This is a genomic window from Moraxella sp. (assembly GCF_024227015.1).
In the GTDB taxonomy this organism is placed as follows: Bacteria; Pseudomonadota; Gammaproteobacteria; order Pseudomonadales; family Moraxellaceae; genus Moraxella.
Genome location: NZ_JAAELD010000022.1, coordinates 1 through 16,914, shown reverse-complemented (window position 1 = coordinate 16,914; position 16,914 = coordinate 1). Strand labels below are relative to the sequence as shown.

17 protein-coding genes and 1 pseudogene are annotated in these 16,914 nt (G+C 46.1%); 4 read left to right on the top strand and 14 right to left on the bottom strand.

What is annotated here, in order from left to right:
- The 3 genes and pseudogenes from GY683_RS00475 to GY683_RS00465 form a co-directional block, all read right to left on the bottom strand.
- A pseudogene (locus GY683_RS00475) lies at positions 1-1,052 on the bottom strand (transcription-repair coupling factor); the annotation flags it as partial.
- Between the two features lie 11 nt (positions 1,053-1,063).
- Positions 1,064-1,708, bottom strand: a complete 645-nt coding sequence (locus GY683_RS00470; RefSeq protein ID WP_297286883.1) for a thiamine phosphate synthase — start codon at positions 1,706-1,708, stop codon at positions 1,064-1,066.
- Between the two features lie 108 nt (positions 1,709-1,816).
- Positions 1,817-2,950 (bottom strand): D-alanyl-D-alanine carboxypeptidase family protein, encoded by a 1,134-nt coding sequence (locus tag GY683_RS00465; protein WP_297286882.1) that lies wholly within the window; start codon positions 2,948-2,950, stop codon positions 1,817-1,819.
- 395 nt (positions 2,951-3,345) lie between these two features.
- Here GY683_RS00465 and GY683_RS00460 point away from each other — a divergent pair, with 395 nt between their 5' ends.
- A complete protein-coding gene (locus GY683_RS00460) occupies positions 3,346-3,987 on the top strand; it encodes a response regulator (protein ID WP_046699939.1) in 642 nt (213 codons plus the stop codon).
- A gap of 58 nt (positions 3,988-4,045) precedes the next feature.
- Here the strand turns inward: GY683_RS00460 and GY683_RS00455 are convergent, their stop codons facing one another.
- From GY683_RS00455 to GY683_RS00430, 6 genes are all read right to left on the bottom strand, one after another.
- Positions 4,046-4,714, bottom strand: coding sequence for a hypothetical protein (locus tag GY683_RS00455; RefSeq protein WP_297286881.1), 669 nt, complete (start codon positions 4,712-4,714; stop codon positions 4,046-4,048).
- A gap of 61 nt (positions 4,715-4,775) precedes the next feature.
- A complete protein-coding gene (locus GY683_RS00450) occupies positions 4,776-5,087 on the bottom strand; it encodes a hypothetical protein (protein WP_297286880.1) in 312 nt (103 codons plus the stop codon).
- Complete coding sequence (locus tag GY683_RS00445) at positions 5,087-5,419, bottom strand: hypothetical protein (RefSeq protein WP_297286879.1); 333 nt, start codon at positions 5,417-5,419, stop codon at positions 5,087-5,089. Before GY683_RS00445 ends, GY683_RS00450 begins: the two co-directional genes overlap by 1 nt.
- On the bottom strand, positions 5,419-6,117 hold the full coding sequence (rpe, locus tag GY683_RS00440; RefSeq protein ID WP_297286878.1) for a ribulose-phosphate 3-epimerase: 699 nt from the start codon (positions 6,115-6,117) through the stop codon (positions 5,419-5,421). The genes GY683_RS00445 and rpe overlap by 1 nt, the downstream gene beginning before the upstream one ends.
- 113 nt (positions 6,118-6,230) lie before the next feature.
- Positions 6,231-7,628, bottom strand: coding sequence for an OmpP1/FadL family transporter (locus GY683_RS00435; protein ID WP_297286877.1), 1,398 nt, complete (start codon positions 7,626-7,628; stop codon positions 6,231-6,233).
- A gap of 183 nt (positions 7,629-7,811) precedes the next feature.
- Positions 7,812-8,027: a SlyX family protein gene (locus GY683_RS00430; RefSeq protein ID WP_297286876.1), complete on the bottom strand. Its 216-nt coding sequence runs from the start codon at positions 8,025-8,027 to the stop codon at positions 7,812-7,814.
- Between the two features lie 65 nt (positions 8,028-8,092).
- Between GY683_RS00430 and GY683_RS00425 the strand changes: the two genes are divergently transcribed.
- Together GY683_RS00425 and GY683_RS00420 are read left to right on the top strand one after the other, a co-directional pair.
- Complete coding sequence (locus GY683_RS00425) at positions 8,093-10,036, top strand: ATP-binding cassette domain-containing protein (RefSeq protein WP_297286875.1); 1,944 nt, start codon at positions 8,093-8,095, stop codon at positions 10,034-10,036.
- A 96-nt stretch (positions 10,037-10,132) separates the two neighbouring features.
- Entirely contained in the window at positions 10,133-11,113 is a 981-nt protein-coding gene (locus GY683_RS00420) for a lipid A biosynthesis acyltransferase (protein ID WP_297286884.1), read from the top strand.
- 34 nt (positions 11,114-11,147) lie between these two features.
- Here GY683_RS00420 and GY683_RS00415 read toward each other — a convergent pair whose 3' ends face one another.
- The 5 genes from GY683_RS00415 to pheA all read right to left on the bottom strand — a co-directional run bounded on the left by GY683_RS00415 (position 11,148) and on the right by pheA (position 16,331).
- Positions 11,148-11,579 carry a 2-amino-4-hydroxy-6-hydroxymethyldihydropteridine diphosphokinase gene (locus GY683_RS00415; protein WP_297286874.1) on the bottom strand — a complete coding sequence of 144 codons (432 nt, stop codon included), beginning with the start codon at positions 11,577-11,579 and terminating at the stop codon, positions 11,148-11,150.
- A gap of 5 nt (positions 11,580-11,584) precedes the next feature.
- Entirely contained in the window at positions 11,585-11,938 is a 354-nt protein-coding gene (folB, locus tag GY683_RS00410) for a dihydroneopterin aldolase (protein WP_297286873.1), read from the bottom strand.
- A gap of 19 nt (positions 11,939-11,957) precedes the next feature.
- Positions 11,958-12,845 (bottom strand): EamA family transporter RarD, encoded by an 888-nt coding sequence (rarD, locus tag GY683_RS00405; RefSeq protein ID WP_297286872.1) that lies wholly within the window; start codon positions 12,843-12,845, stop codon positions 11,958-11,960.
- Entirely contained in the window at positions 12,845-15,157 is a 2,313-nt protein-coding gene (locus tag GY683_RS00400; protein WP_297286871.1) for a bifunctional prephenate dehydrogenase/3-phosphoshikimate 1-carboxyvinyltransferase, read from the bottom strand. Before GY683_RS00400 ends, rarD begins: the two co-directional genes overlap by 1 nt.
- Before the next feature lie 64 nt (positions 15,158-15,221).
- Positions 15,222-16,331: a prephenate dehydratase gene (pheA, locus tag GY683_RS00395; protein ID WP_297286870.1), complete on the bottom strand. Its 1,110-nt coding sequence runs from the start codon at positions 16,329-16,331 to the stop codon at positions 15,222-15,224.
- A gap of 223 nt (positions 16,332-16,554) precedes the next feature.
- On the opposite strand from pheA, the gene GY683_RS00390 reads away from it, so the two are divergent.
- The coding region (locus GY683_RS00390; protein ID WP_297286869.1) for a transaldolase family protein at positions 16,555-16,914 on the top strand (360 nt) is incomplete at its 3' end.

Genomic DNA, 16,914 nt, shown 5'->3' with positions numbered 1-16,914 from the left:
TGAAAAAATTCATTGCTTGGCAAATACAAATAATCAGGGGGTAGGATTGGCACGTCCTTATCAAACGCCCGAGAATGATAGCGTGCGTTTACCTGCTCCCAAAAGTCGTGATGATGAGCGGACAAATTGTCATCACAGACAACCAGCGTATTTTTGGGCAAATAATGAAACAGCGTGCCTGTCGTCTGCCATTCATGCAAATCAAAAAACAGCGGTGCGTAATACTCCACCCCAGACGGCTGTATGCCATTCATGACATCATTATAAAATTCCACCTTGCGAGCGGACGCATTGGGAAAAAGGCTCGCAAAATTCTGGCGGAACGTCTCTTTGTCGTCCAAGTCAAATTCACGGGCAGGCAACAGGCGAAAACTTGCCACCTTGGGCGATGTTGGGGCGGTTTTGTCGTCAAACACGCCGTCTTTTTTGAGCTTATCAAGCTCTTCATCGGTAACGGTTCGCTGAGTATCAGGATTAAAAAATTTAATCGTTTCTATCTCATCGTCAAATAATTCCAAACGAAACGGCAAGGCTTGCCCCACCGCAAAAATATCCACAATGCTCCCACGCACGGCAAATTCGCCCGCCATATAGACGTTATCCACTGCCTTATAGCCTGCCTTGGCAAGGCGTTCACGCTCACGCTCTATGTCAAAGGTATCGCCCACATTCAAATCAAAAAACCGCCCCAAAAGATAGCTTGGCGGTGTGATTTTTTGCATGAGCGTCTGCACGCTCATCAGTAACACGCCACTTGTTGGCATATGAGTCAAAAGGTCAATCCGCTCGGAAATAATGTCTTGGTGTACCGACAGATTGTCATAAACAAGCGTCTCATAATCGGCAAACACATGGGCGGATATGCCAAAAAAGTGCAGTTCATCGGCAAGGCGTTGTAGTTCGCTTTGGGATTGGCAAATGACTAAGGTTAAATCCGTGCTGTCTTTGGCAAGGGTAGCAAGCCATAGGGCAAAACTTGCGTCCGTTTGGGCGATAAAGTGGGTGTGAAAGTTGGGTGTAAAACTAGGCGTATGAATCTGGATGTCTGTCATGAGAATATAGATTACCAATTTTGCAATTTGAGTTGCCATGCTCGGCATTTGGCGGCGATAGTATCGCTACTGTGTGACATGATGTCTGCCGTCACTGCGATGTATTCTAGCGGTGTGCCCGCCAACCCATCTCGAAGCTGATACGCGTTATCGAGCGCGATGCCGCCTATTACGCATAATGGCAAGCCTAGATTGGCGGTTTTTTGAAGTGTTGGCATGGATACAAGCCCTGCTTTTGGCTTGGTCAAAGAGGCAAACACAGTGCCCATCGCCCCATAGGTTGCACCTTCTTTTTTGGCTTGCTTGAATAATGCGATGTCCGAATGGCAAGTGCGACCAATCACCACATCATCGCCTAGAATTTCTCGCGCCACTGCCACACTGCCATCTCGCTGCCCCAAATGCAAACCTGTGCAAAAATGCGATGCCAACTCCAAGTCATCATTCATCACCACATCGACATCATATTCATCCGCAAGACTCACCAGAAGCTCTGCTTCTTGGTAAACTGTCGCCAAGTCGTATTGCTTAAGTGTTGCCTTTCGGCGAATCTGCAGTAGCGATACCACGCCTGTGTCTAATGCGCGTTCTAATTTATCAATAAGCGTTGTGATCTCATCATCATTGGTGAGCAGGTAGAGTTTTGGGCTTGACATAAGGCAATTTAATCATAAAAAATCATGTCATTATAACGTAAATTATCAGCACAAAAAAGCCTAGATCCATAAATCCAGGCTTAATGTTAATGATTAAATCATCAGGAATTAACGACGATAAGCAAGCTCAGTCAAGATGTTTTCCGCATCATTCCAACGAGACTGAGATGCATTGGCGCCAAGCAGAACAATAACCGCAGGCTTGTTATTCACATGTGTCTCCATCACCACACAGTAACCCGCCTCACGGATAAAACCGGTCTTAGACACCCCGATGGAATGACCGCCAGAACGTACTAGGCGACTGGTGTTGTTGGCTTTATAGGTTCTGTTGCCGCTATTGAAATTGGTGATATAAAAATCATAGCTAGGCGCAGTTGAGAAGTTGCGGATTAGCTGATAGCGACCCTCTTCGCTAACGGCTCTCATCATCTTCACAAGGTCGTTAGCAGAAGCGACGTTGCGCGGATCTAGACCTGATGAATCAGAGAAGCTGGTTTGATACATCCCCAGGCTGGCAGCCTTGTCATTCATCGCACGGATGAATGCATCATAGCCACCTGGGTAAGTACGGGCAAGGGCTTTAGCGGCTGGGTTTTCTGACTTCATCAGCATCATTAAGGTGAACTCTGAGCGGCTTAGGCGATCGCCTGCGCGTAGGTTCGTACTTGCTTTTTTGGCGCCCACTAGGTCAGATGGGATGATGGTGATGTCTTCACGCATGTCAAGCCCAGCATCCAAGATGACCATTGCAGTCATCACTTTAGTCACAGAAGCGATAGACCGTGTGGCATCGATGTTCTTTGAATAAATCAGATCACCTGACTGAAGATCTAGCACCGCCACCGCTGATGAATTGGTGCTAATAGCAAGCTGATCAAATACAGGTGCATTGTAATGATTAGCATTGACCGTATTCATGGTGGTGACTGGTGTCACAGGAGCGGCAGGCGCGGTGTAGGTTGGCGTATTATACGTTGTCTGAGTAGGCTGTGAACGATAGCTAACGGTAGGAACTGTTGCTGGCGTGAGGGTTTTGGTGGTTTTTACTGTATTGCTAGGCGGTGGTGTAGGTACAGCACGAGTGACTGTGGTGGTTACCGCTGGTGTGGCACGAGTAACAGTCACGGTGCGTTGGTTGCTGCTATCTACAGTGAACGCATTCGCCGAAGCACCTGAAGTCATTAAAGCCAAAACAGCAATCTGAGCACTGGCACGTTTCATTAATTTAGCATTTTTCATGATAAATCCTTAACTATGGGCGACCACTCGCCTATTGATTCGCCGCACTTTTGTGATTTGTGATGGGAACATCTTAAAAAAGCACAAGCGACACCCTTGGGTATTTATTAGATTGTCTATGCAATCCACCCAAAATAAAGACAATTTTTGATGTCTTTATTCTAACACATCAAATTGTCTAATGTGTGACAAAAGCGTATATTTTTAGCCAAAAATCCCCAAAAACACCCCAAAAGATTAGTAATATTGTAAATAATTATAACGGGTAATTTTCTGGTAATAATTTGGTTATTTTTTCAATAAAATTGATGAATCTTAAAATCTATAATATTTAGTTGTAATCATTACAAATTATGCTAAACTTTCAAAAATGAAACAACATCCAAGGAACACACATGTCGATTAAAGTATTGGTGGTCGATGATCACGATTTAGTGCGCATGGGTATTGCGCGAATGCTTGATGATGACGCTCAGATCGAAGTGATCGCCGAAGCTGACAATGGCGATGCCGCGGTTCAACTTGCAAGACAGCATCGCCCCGATGTTGTACTACTGGATGTCAATATGCCAAATGTGGGCGGCGTTGAGGCAACTCGCCGCATCAAGCAAATCGATCAGAACATCAAAGTGCTCGCCGTGTCCAGCCTATCAGCACAGCCCTACCCTTCGATGCTACTAAAGGCAGGGGTCAATGGATACATCACCAAAGGCACGCCACTCGACGAGATGATTCGCGCCATCAAGAAGGTGCATGGTGGCGGTAAGTACTTTAGCCACGATGTCGCCGAACAGCTGGCAGATACCGTACTTGGCGAACAGGCGGAATCACCTTTTGATGCGCTGTCTGAACGCGAAAAACAAGTTGCGATGATGGTTGTGAATTGCCAAAGCGCCCAAGAGATTGCCGATCAGCTGTTCGTTAGCGTCAAGACCGTGAACACCTATCGTTATCGCATTTTTGAGAAATTAGGTGTTAATAGCGACGTCAAACTCACACACCTTGCTATTAGACACGGGCTCATTGAAGCCAATTAACCAACCGAATCACCGAAATAAAACAAAAGCCACAATTCGTGGCTTTTGTTTATTCATATCAACTATAATGGGCTGGCTGCTCATCATAGACGTGGGCATGCCATGCATTCATTTGACGTTGCATGACAGTAGCGATGGCGGCATGAATCATGTTTTGACCGACATTCTGAATCTCATCTTTGCCAATCATCGCCTTCACTTGCTCTGAGAATTGAATGGTTACCATCGGCTCATCTTCATTACCCACTTCTTGCAATGTCAGCACACCATCTTCACGCTCAACGAATTCTAATATTGCCTCTTTTATCATCATCTCACCATCGACTCGCTCCTTGATAAGGCTTTTTGCGATGGGTTTTTTGTTGGTGGTAGATGATGACAAGTTAGCAACTGTACTATTAGCCTCATCATCGGCGACTTCTGGCTTGACTACCTTTCTTGGGCGACCTCGACGACGTTTAGGTGGATCTTGATCGCTTGATTCTGCAGCCAAACCATCTGCAGACTCACTTGAGGCATCGCTAGACTTCGTGATTCTTTTTCGTGATTTTTTTGGCGCAGGCTGTTGAACATCATCAGAATAATCTTGATGGGCACCTTCATCCTGATTTTTTGCGCCAGCAGCCTTGTTTTCTTGATGTAATTTTTTTTGAAGTTCTTCTTCAATAATGGCCTCAGCCTCTTCTATCAGACGCTTAATCAATTCATCATCAGCTTTATCAAACATCAACCACTCCAAAATTTTGCAATTATAACTATAATAGAGACAATGGCAAAATTTTCAAGTCTCAACGCCAATAGCGAAGCTTTGCCATCATGAATAAAAACGAGACAAACATACCAAGATAATACGCCATCTTAAGGTCAAAACTGCGATCGCGGTATTTGATGGGTGCTGCGACCAAGGCAGTAAAGGCAGGGATGAGAATCAGACAGATGACCCAATTTTCAAACACATGCAGCCAACCTTGCAGGCGATCACCTTCGCCTAAGCGAAAACCTGACAACCCGATCAGCATCACTAAGACAATCAAGGTTAAGATTAAGCCTTTTGGGATGTCTTTGGGCACGATTCTATCAGGAATGAGACGACCTAACATTAGCTATACACTCCCATGATGGATAACATGGCGACCGTGGACAACAGCCAGCCCAACGTCCACGCATTACGCGGATGAATGGTAGCCTTACCCATTTTGTTTAGTGCTACGCTACCAAGCCAAATCAATGCCGGCATGACAAATAAGAAAAATGGCACAACCTTCATCGCATGACTCAGCACGTCATTCACATCATCGCCCGCCATCAGACGAAAGCCGTACCCTGCCAAGCTTAGTACAAGCGATGCGATGAACAAAGAGATGGTAACGCCCAACGGGATGACGCTTTTAGGTGCAATGTTGGCATCTCTTGAATTGTGTTTATCGCTCATTAGATTACCTTTGTCCGCACTAAGGCAAGTTCTGCGCGCATCTGATCGATGACGGTCTTATAATCAGGCTTATTAAAAATCGCCGATCCTGCCACAAACATGTCCACGCCCGCCTCTGCGATTGCGCGGATGTTATCAGGATTGACGCCACCGTCAATCTCTAGGCGAATGTCAAGCCCACGCTCATCGATCATCTTGCGAACTGCGCGCACTTTATCAAGCGTGCCATCAATGAATTTCTGACCACCAAAACCAGGATTGACACTCATGATAAGAATCTGATCAAGTTTATCGATGGTATAATCCAAGTAATGCAGTGGCGTGGCAGGGTTGAAAACAAGTCCGCATTTGACACCATTGTCCTTGATAAGCTGTAGGCTACGGTCAATATGCTCGCTTGCCTCTGGGTGGAACGTGATAATATCCGCCCCTGCCTTGATAAATTCTTCAATCATTCTATCGACAGGCTTTACCATAAGATGCACATCAATGGGAGCGGTAATGCCATAGTCTTTTAAGGCACGGCAGACCATCGCCCCGAAGGTCAAATTTGGCACATAGTGGTTATCCATGACATCAAAATGCACCACGTCCGCCCCTGCGCTTAGCACGGCTGCGGTATCTTCACCAAGCCTAGCGAAGTCAGCAGATAGGATAGATGGCGCGATCAGAAATTGTTTTTCGGGTAGGATTTTCATATTGGATAATAAAGTTAAAATTTGGGCTTATGATAGCAGATTTTTGCTTATTTTAAAAATAAAAAAACAAGCCAAAACACCTGCTTTGGCTTGTCTTAAACATTTTGCCATGATTATTTTTGCTGATAGGCTAGCTTCACACCTGCGATAAAGCCATCATTATCATCAAATTCACCCACTTTTACACCATTAGGCAACTGAGCGGTAGCATCGCCAAATTTCAGGTATTTGCCACCCACCGATACTGACCATTCTGGAGTAACGTTATATTTTGCACCCAAACCTAGGCTGTAATAACCTTTGATGGGTCCAAGCGTACTGACAGGATTGCCTGCTCCACTGTCATAGCCGACACTGCCTGATACAGCCAGTTTATCACTAACCTTTTTGCCCAAACCAACTTCGGCTGACCATTGGTCTTTGTCATAACCCACGATGGGTAATGGCACGTTGTTATTTCCTAGGGCGGTTACGTTGCCATACTGTGGTGGACGAATATCAAAGTCAGACCATGGTACATAGCGTACTTTGGCAGTTAGGAGCGTGGTTGGGTTGATGCCAGTTTGAAAATCTAGGTTCCAGGACTCAGGTAGTGTTACTTTAAAGTTTTGAGAGCCTGCATAGGTTGTGGCAGGCACCACTTCGGCAATAGAACGCTCGTGGTCAATCTCAGAGCGGTAGGTCAAGGCAGCTTTTAGGGCAATCTCAGGCTTATGATAAGCAACACCAGCGACCCAGCCATAACCCATGTCCGCTCCGATGTTGGCATCATAGCCTGTCATCGGTCCATAAGCGGTGCCACGCAAATGCACTTCACCAGTCAGGCGTTGCATCTGCGGACCGCCATAGATTTGGAAGTTTTTCTTTTCACCCAATTTGGCACCAAGTAGCAATGTGGCGTTTTGGGTGCGGATTTCTACGTTGGTACCCTCACCTTGCTGTGCCTCAGCAGTAGATGCAACATTTAATGCACTGCCCAAGCTACGAGCAGTAGTTACAGTGCTAGCAAGTTGTGCTTGTAAGGCGGTGATGTCACCACCAGCTGCCGCTGTTTGTGCAATGGCTGCTTGTAGCTGAGCAATGCCTGCTTGTGCTTGTGACAGTCCTGCTTGGGCGGTTGCCACATTAGGGGCAAGCCCGCCAGTTAAGGCATTAACTGTTGTATCCGCCCCTTGGCTGACAAAGTTATTACTCCCACCATACTGTACCGCTGCACCCCATGGCTCATCATAGAGTACGCCCACGCTAAACGTGTCATTAATGTCCGCTTTCACACCAAAGCGAGCAAAGTCATAGGCTTCGGCGATGTCAGAGATTGAGTTGCCAGATGTATCCTTACCCGAGATGTCCGCATCAATATAGGTGTAGACCACTTCGCCATAAGTTCCATCTTGTAAAAATGCCGTGACGTCCTGACCTGAGCGATCAAGACCTGCCGCATGCGCCGAGCCAATTGCACCGATAGAAGCGACTGCAATGGCAAGCGTTGTATAATTAAATTTAGACATCATCATTCTCCAAGTTTGTCCTTGTTGTGGGTTTTATTCACCAACCCGTTGATACGCAAGACATCATCCTAGACATAAAGTGTAACAACTTGCGTTTGTACATATTAAAACAAATTTTACTGCAACACAAGAGATAAACTTAAGTAATTTCATTGCAATTTGTATTTTACTTATCGGCAATTTTTGTTAATAATGCGGTGGTCTGTCCGCCAGTAAATCAAACGGAGCAATGCCGTCATCATCACGACTTTCTAAGAATTTATACAATAGTTTTAATTGGTCTTGTAAGTCTTTTAACGCTCTGTCCTGCTGGGCGATGACGTCATTTAGCGTATCTACCGTATTTTCAAGATAGGCGATTTTGATTTGCAAATCGGTAATGTCAGCGTGGGCGTCGGTCATTTTATTTTCCCCTTTAAGGTGTAAAATTTGCTATAATTTACGCATTTTATCATTGAAAGCAAGTTATGGCACTTATTCATCTAAAAAATATCTCCCTTGCCTTTGGCGTTGCTCCTGTCTTAGACCACGTTAATTTTAGCCTTGATACGGGCGAGCGGGTGTGTCTCATCGGACGAAATGGCGAAGGCAAATCCACACTCTTTAAGCTCATTGACGGCACGCAAGCCCCTGATGACGGCGAGATTATCATTGCAGACGGCTTGCGTGTTGCCATGCTTGCCCAAGACGTGCCAAACGATGATGGCACCTTGCTTGACATTGTCATGAATGGCGATGAAAAAGTGGCAACCCTGCTTCGCCAATACCACGACCTATCGGACAAATGTGGGGCAGGCGACATGACCGCTTGCGAGCGTATGACGGACGTACAGCATGAGATTGACGCTTTGCATGGTTGGGATTTGGAGCGAAACGCTCGCACCTTGCTTGACAACATGGGGCTAAACCCCACCGACCGCCTTGCCGACCTATCGGGCGGACGAAAAAGACGGGTTTTGCTTGCTCGGGCGTTGGTGGTTAAGCCTGATGTGTTGCTACTTGATGAGCCGACCAACCATTTGGACGTAGAGAGCATTGACTGGCTAGAAAATTACCTGCTCGGGCAAAATTTGACCGTGCTATTTATCACGCACGATCGCAAATTCGTGGATAATCTTGCCACTCGCATTGTGGAGCTAGACCGTGGCAAACTCTCAACTTATGACGTAACCCAAGGGGTCAAGGGTTATGCTCGCTACCAAGAGTTAAAGGAATTGGAGCTTGCCAGCGAACAAAAATCCTTTGAAGAATTTGACAAAAAACTTGCCCAAGAAGAAGTGTGGATTCGCCAAGGCATTAAGGCAAGGCGTACTCGCAACGAAGGGCGTGTGCGTGCATTAAAGGCACTTCGTGAAGAGCGAAAACAACGCCGTGATGTGGCGGGCAGTGTCTCACTGACCCAAAACGTATCCGAAAAATCAGGAAAAATCGTCTGTGAAGTCAAGGACTTAAGCCTGCAATATGACGGCAAAACACTGGTAAAAAACTTCTCAACCCTGCTCATGCGTGGCGATAAAGTCGGTATCATCGGTAATAATGGCGTAGGTAAAACCACCCTAATCCGCACCGTGCTTGGGCTTGATGATTCTGCCAAAGTGGGCGGTACGGTCAAGCTCGGCACGAACTTAAACATCGCCTTTTTTGACCAATTAAAAGACCAATTAGACTTTGATAAATCCGTTGCCGAAAACGTGTCGGAAGGCTCGGACTATGTGGACGTGGGTGGAAGACGGACGCACATTTTGGGATATTTGCAGGACTTTTTGTTCACACCAAACCGTGCCAGAACGCCTGTCAAAGCCCTATCAGGGGGCGAAAAAGCCCGTGTTCTGCTTGCCAAAAACTTGCTAAAACCTGCCAACGTACTGGTGCTTGATGAGCCAACCAACGACCTTGACATGGCAACGCTGGAACTTCTGGAAGAGTTTGTCGCAGGCTTTGACGGCACGATTTTGCTCATCAGCCACGACCGCACCTTTATGGACAACGTGGTAACGCAGACGTGGGTATTTGGCACGGACAAGGACGGTCATGGCGTGATTGATGAATATGTGGGCGGTTATCAAGATTATCTGACCCAAAAAGCACGGAGTGAACCGACCAAACCCAAAGCGGATAAAGTTGAAAAATCAGAAACAGTCAAAGCTGACAAGCCAAAATCTGACACGCCCAAAGCTGAACAAAAACGCAAACTCTCCTATAAAGAACAGCGTGAATTAGAAAGCCTACCCAACGAAATCGCCGAACTTGAAAGCGAACAAAGCGAGCTAAATGACAAACTGGCGGACGGTTCGCTATTCGTTAGCGATTTGGCATTAGCGACCCAATATAGCGAACGGCTTGGGGAGATTGATGAACTGCTTATGGAGAAATTGGAGCGTTGGGACGAATTGGAAAATTTGGTAAAATAAAGACAGGCAAAAACAATGAGCAATAAAAACTGCTGTGGGGGCAATTGCCACACCGACAACGACAAGAACCAAGCCCCACAATTTGACATCAAAAAAATGCCCGATTTGACCGCCACGCACAAACAAACGAGCATGGCGGACAAAGCTCCATTTCAATGGAAATTTTTATTGCCAAAATATTGGGGAATTTGGTTTGCCTTGATGATATTTTTACCGCTTATTTATTTGCCACTTCGTATCCAATTTTGGCTTGGCAGAAAAATTGGCGAATTGGCATATATGTTAATAAAAAGACGGGTAAAAGATACGCTTACCAATCTAACTTTGGCGTTCCCTGATAAATCAGATGATGAAAAATTGCTAATCGCCAAACAGGTTTTTGTCAATCAAGGTATTGGTATTTTTGAAACGCTAAACGCATGGTTTCGCCCCAATGTCTTTAAACGCACGTTTAGCATTTCAGGATTACAGCATTTGATTACCACCCAAAAAGAAAATAAAGCGGTGATATTATTGGGCGGGCATTTTACGACATTAGATTTGGGTGGGCGGTTATGTACTCAGTTTTTCCCTGCTGATTGCATGTACCGCAAACAAAATAATCCACTTTTGGAATGGTTTATATATAATGGTCGCCGTCATATTTTTGATGAGCAGATTAACAGCCGTGATATGAAAAAACTCATCAGTCGGATTAAAGACGGTAAAGTCATCTGGTATAGCCCTGACCAAGATTTTGGCTTGGAGCATGGCGTTATGGCGACATTTTTTGGCGTGCCGTCTGCAACCATTACCGCCCAAAGACGATTTGCTGGTATGAATAAAAAAAATCCGCCTGTTTTTATTGCCTTTGATATGATTCGCCAGACGCCTGACAATATCCCCAAAGGCAAACGTCCGCATTATCATATTAGCCTATCGCCTGTCATTGATAATTATCCTAGCGATGATGAGGTGGCGGACGCCCAGCGTATTAACGACATCATGGAGCATAGTATCAAAAAAGACATTGCCCAATGGATGTGGTTTCATCGGCGGTTTAAAACGCAGGCGGACGGGACAAATTATTATCAATAAACTAAAAAGCGGATAAATTTCATCCGCTTTTTCTTTAGTGCGTCAATAAAAAATCCGCCACTTCTGATAAGCCTGCTCTTTCATGCGCCTTAAATGGCAGCCTTTTTTGACTAATGCTCCATCCATGACCATCAGATACCGCCAAGACATCCAGATCCATAGAGACGGCATTTCGATCATCTGTACGCCCGCACAGCCTCTCGATGGCTTTTAATTTATGGCAGATAACACCCATCGAGCAGGGTTCATCCAGCTTAAGATGTACGCAAGCGTTATGATAGATGGCCTGCGTCCTGCCTGTAAAATCCCGACCGACGACCATTGATGAGTGGCACACATCACCGAGCTTTATAAGCTCAGCTTTGGCGATGCTAAAGGCATGCTCACTATCAGCATTACTGCCAAGCGCGATCACCAGGCTTCGCACCATCAATTCATCACTTAAGTCGCCAATCGTATTATCCATGGTGATTATTTGTTACGCGTAATGCTAACACCAACGCTATTGGCTTGCTTGATGGCATTGGGCTTATGGATGGTGAGCGTAATGCTATGACAGGGATAATGATCTAGGATATAGCGACAGATACTCTCCGCCAGCGACTCTAATAGCTTTGCCTTCATCTCATGGCAAATTCGCTCAATGTCTTCGCAGACGGTTTTATAATTCACAGCATGCGCGACGTCATCTGTGGCAGCCGCTTGGCTGATGTCACAGCTAATTTTGGCATCGATGATTAGGCTTTGCCTGATTGCCTGCTCCCAATCGTACACCCCAACGACCGTATCAATTTTTAATCCCTGCACAAAGACAACGTCACTCATCACATTTCCTTTAATTAATTTAAGATTTTCTATATCTAACCATGTCCACGCTAAATATCAAAAGCCCAAGCCAAATCAAACCAAAGATAGCCAAACGTTTGACATCAATCGGTTCATGATAATAAAACACCGCAATGATAAAGACAATACTAGGCGTCAAATAACCCAAAAATGATAAGGTGTTAAAACTCACGAGTTTGGTTGATTGATTATACAATAATAGCGGAATCAGCGTAATTGGGCCTGCCAAAGCAAGCAGCCAAATACTGCTTGATAGCCAAAATGCCACATTGGAGCTGACAACACTTGCACTAACAAGCCAAATCAGACATAAAGGCAATAATAAAGCCGTCTCAATAAACAAACCATCTATGGCATTAAATGGCGTTTGGCGTTGCAACACCCCATAAAAGGCAAAGGACAGTGCAAGCAGTAAGCTTACCCACGGCACACCGCCAAACAGCACCACCTGAATGCCAACGGCAAGCACAGCAAGGGCGACAGCGATTTTTTGTAATGGTCTTAATCGTTCTTTAAAAATAAACAACGATAAGCTCACGCCCATTAGGGGGTTGATAAAATAACCAAGGCTCGCTTCAAGCACCCTATCATTTGCCACCGCCCACACATAGGTCAGCCAATTTGTGCCAATCAGTAGAGCCGATACAAAGGTCAAGCCAAGCCATTTGGGATTTTGGCGGATTTGGCTAAGCCAAGCTGTTCGCTTACCAATGATAATGACAAGGCTTAGTACCGCGAAAGTCCATACCACCCGATGCACGATGACTTCAACGGCATGATAGCCGTCTAACAGCTTAAAATAAAAGGGAAAATTACCCCACATCAAAAACGCCAAAAGAGCCGTCATTAGCCCTTTTGGGGTGGCTTGAATGCCTGTATTTGCCATTAGCTAACCGCGATGTTTAAGCCTACTTCATTGGCAAGTTCAGCAAAATTCGGGAAACTTGTCGCTACTGTTTCTGTGCCTTGGATGATAATATCGTCCGATGCGCGTACACTTGCCACCGCAAAACTCATGGCGATACGATGGTCGTGATGACTTTGGATCTCGCCACCGCCAAAGACAGCATTGCGTTCACTGCCAGTCATCGGCTCACCCTTACCTTGTATGATGATGCCATCATCCAGTACGGTGCAGTCAATACCTAGAGCGCTTAGACCATCAGCCATGACCTGAATGCGATCAGATTCTTTAACTCGGAGTTCTTTAGCTCCTGTTAACTTGGTCGTACCGATCGCGCAGCTGGCAGCGACGAACAACACAGGAAATTCATCAATCGCAAGTGGCACCAGATATTCAGGGATATCAATGCCTTTTAGTTCAGATGGCTTAACCGTGATATCAGCGATCGGCTCACCGCCAACCACAGTCTCATTAGACACGGAGATATCAGCACCCATTAGGCGTAGAATATCGATTAAGCCCGTACGCGTTGGGTTCATGCCGACCTTGCGAATTGTTAAACCATTGCCACCGCCAATTGCGCCAAGCACCATAAAGAATGCGGCGCTAGAGATGTCAGCAGGCACGACAATATCTGTCGCTGTTAGACGCCCACCACCTGTGATAGAGATTGAATTACCATCTTTTTTGATTGGATAACCAAAAGCTTTCAGCATGCGCTCTGTATGATCACGGCTGACTTCTGGCTCTGTGATGGTGGTCGTGCCATTCGCCCATAGGCTGGCCAAGATTAGACAAGACTTAATCTGAGCAGATGCCACAGGCAGCGTATAATCTATAGCAGACAGCTTTTGACCACCGGTAATAGAGATTGGTGCAGTGCCTTTTTCGCCCGTGGTCTGAATCGCTGCACCCATGCTTCTTAGGGGTGTCGCCACACGCTCCATCGGACGTTTTGATAGGCTGACATCACCTGTCATCACACTATCAAAAGCCTGTGCAGACAGAATCCCTGCAAGCAGGCGCATACTTGTGCCAGAATTCCCCATGTATAAGGCATCTTGCGGCGCACTTAGGCCGTCCACACCGACACCATGGATGGTAACTTTATCACCATCTCGCTCGATTTTTACACCCATATCCTTAAAGGCTTGTAAGGTCGCCAAAGCATCTTCACCCTCTAAGAATCCACTGACATGAGTCACCCCATCCGCCAATGAACCCAGCATAATAGAACGGTGAGAGATGGATTTATCGCCGGCAACCGTGATTGTTCCGTTGATATGGCGACTTGGGCGAATGTGATAAGACTGGCTTGTCATGTCATTTTCCTGTATGGTTGAATCGTTATGTTTGTTTTGACCTGCTTGGCTGATTTGACTTTGGGCAAGCATGTGACCAAAGTGACGGCGTGCATGGCGAGCGGCGGTCAGCCATGCTATCAATGTCTCAGAATCGCCCTGCTCGATCAGCTTGCGAAAATCCTGCAAGTTTTTTTCGTAATCATCAAGTGACTTTAGCAAGGCATCCTTATTATCCATAAAAATATCATGCCACATGATAGGACTACTTGCTGAAATACGGCTAAAATCCCTAAAACCGCCCGCTGCATACCTAAAGATGTCCAAATTATCATCGTGGCTGGCAAGCTGATGGGTCAGATTAAAGGATAATAAATGTGGTAGGTGGCTCGTATAAGCCAAGATCTCATCGTGTCTTTGGCTGGTCATGATGATGACATTCGCCCCGATCGCTTCCCACAGAGCTTTGATTTTTTGGATAAAGCGGTTCTGGGCAGTGGATGGATTATCATCACAGATAATAAACTGTCGTCCAACGAATAATCTGGCATTACGCGCAGTGACGCCTGAATTCTCTGCACCCGCGATGGGATGCGATAACACAAGGTTCAAAAAATCAGTTGGCTGATCCACATTCTTGCATGCTTCTAGCACTGCCTTATAGATGCTGCCTTTCGTGCTTGCCACATCTGTGATGATGGCATCATCAGCGATCAGCCCAGCCATCTTAGCATGAGCAAGCTCGTTGATGATTTGTGCAGTCGCCTTAGTTGGTGCTGCGATGATAAACAAATCAACATCATCACGGCACACATCCGCCACACTCGACCCGATCTCATCAATCAGCCCGATACGCTTAGCAAAATCAAGCCCATCAAGATTATGATCGGTAGCGATGACATGGTAGCACAGCCCTCTATCGCGCATGGCACTGATGATGCTCGCGCCAATCAGCCCAAGCCCGATAATGGCGACTTTTTGGAACATAATCATGTTTTATTCATTCGTAAGTTACAATTTATCAGACTCGATCTCTATCAAGTCTGATTGATGAGGATTACAAAACCGCCTTAGGATATGACCCCAACACTCGCACGTCTTTGGCGATTTTGGCAATGTCATCAATGGCGTTTTTGACGTTGTCATCAGCGATATGCCCTGTCATGTCAATAAAGAACACATACGCCCATTTGTTCGGACGCTCGGGGCGGGTCTCAATGCTCGTCATGGATACGCCATGTTTTTTTAGGGGTTCTAGTAGCTCAATCAACGCACCCGCACGGTCTGGGCTTGACACGACTATGGACGTTTTGTCTTGACCGCTTGGGGCGACCGACTCATGCCCGATGATAAGAAAGCGAGTGGTGTTGTTGGGGTTGTCCTCAATGTTTTCGTACAGTTTGTGCAAGCCGTATTCTGCCACTGCCACATCGCCTGCAATGGCTGCCGAATGCCATTCGTTTTGTAGGCGTTTTGCCGCCTCGCCATTGCTGGATACCGCCACACGCTCCACATTGGGGAAATTGACATCAAGCCAATGACGGCACTGAGCAAGCGACTGCTGGTGCGAATAAATGCGACTTAGGCTATCTACTTTGGTGTGTTCTGCCACCAAAAAGTTATGATGAATGGGCAACTCCACCTCACCGATGATTTTTAGGCTTGACCCCAAAAAGGCGTCCAACGTATGATTGACCACGCCCTCAGACGAGTTCTCCACAGGCACCACGCCATACATGGCAGAGCCTGCCTCCACTTCACGAAACACATCGGTAATCGTGGCAAGCGGTACGGTCGTCGCTGCCTTGCCAAAATGTTTTAGAGCGGCGGCGTGGGTGAATGTGCCAACAGGCCCCAAAAAGGCGACCTTTTGCGGGGCTTCAAGCTCCAAACACACCGACATAATCTCACGGAACAAGCGTGCCATTTTCTCGCCCGACAAGGGACCTGTGTTGCGAGCCATGACCGCTTTTAGCACTTGGGCTTCACGTTCGGGGCGATAAAAAATGGGATGATCTTCATGGTTCTTTTTGGCAATGGCAACCTGTTGGGCGATGCCTGCTCTCTCGTTGATAAGTCGTTGAATTTGCTCATCAATGCTGTCAATTTTGCCACGCAAGTCGCCGATTTGGTTGGTGTCTAGGTTCGTCGCCTGATTATCGCTCATACATTTAACCTTTTATACTTAAATTACTAAAATACCGTTAATAATACCATGATTTTGAACAATTGTTACCGACTTGCGCACACTTTTTTGATAATTTTTATAAAATTTCTATTTAGATTACGGCATTTTATGATATTGTCATGAAACTTGCGCAAATCGCTGGTAAAATCGCCGAAAATATGCTAATTTCACGCCATTATCTGATAATTATTTAGGAAAACTCATGGCCCAAAATAGCCTAACCGAACTTGCCAAACACACCACCATCGTTGCAGATACTGGCGACCTATCCGCCATCGCTCGACTAAGACCGCAGGACGCCACGACCAACCCAAGCCTAATCACCGCCGCCCTGTTGAGTGGTGAGCATGACGACCTTATCGACCAAGTCAAAGGGCAAGATGTCGATATCGCCATCGATCATCTGACGGTCGCCCTCGGCAAAAAAATCAGTGAACTGAATATGATTTCTGATGATGAAAAAAAGAAACTCCTGGTGGATTTTAACCCGGCCGCCTCAGATTATCCCAGCTCTATGACTATTGCTCAATTATTTGAAAAACAGGCGGCACTGACACCCGGC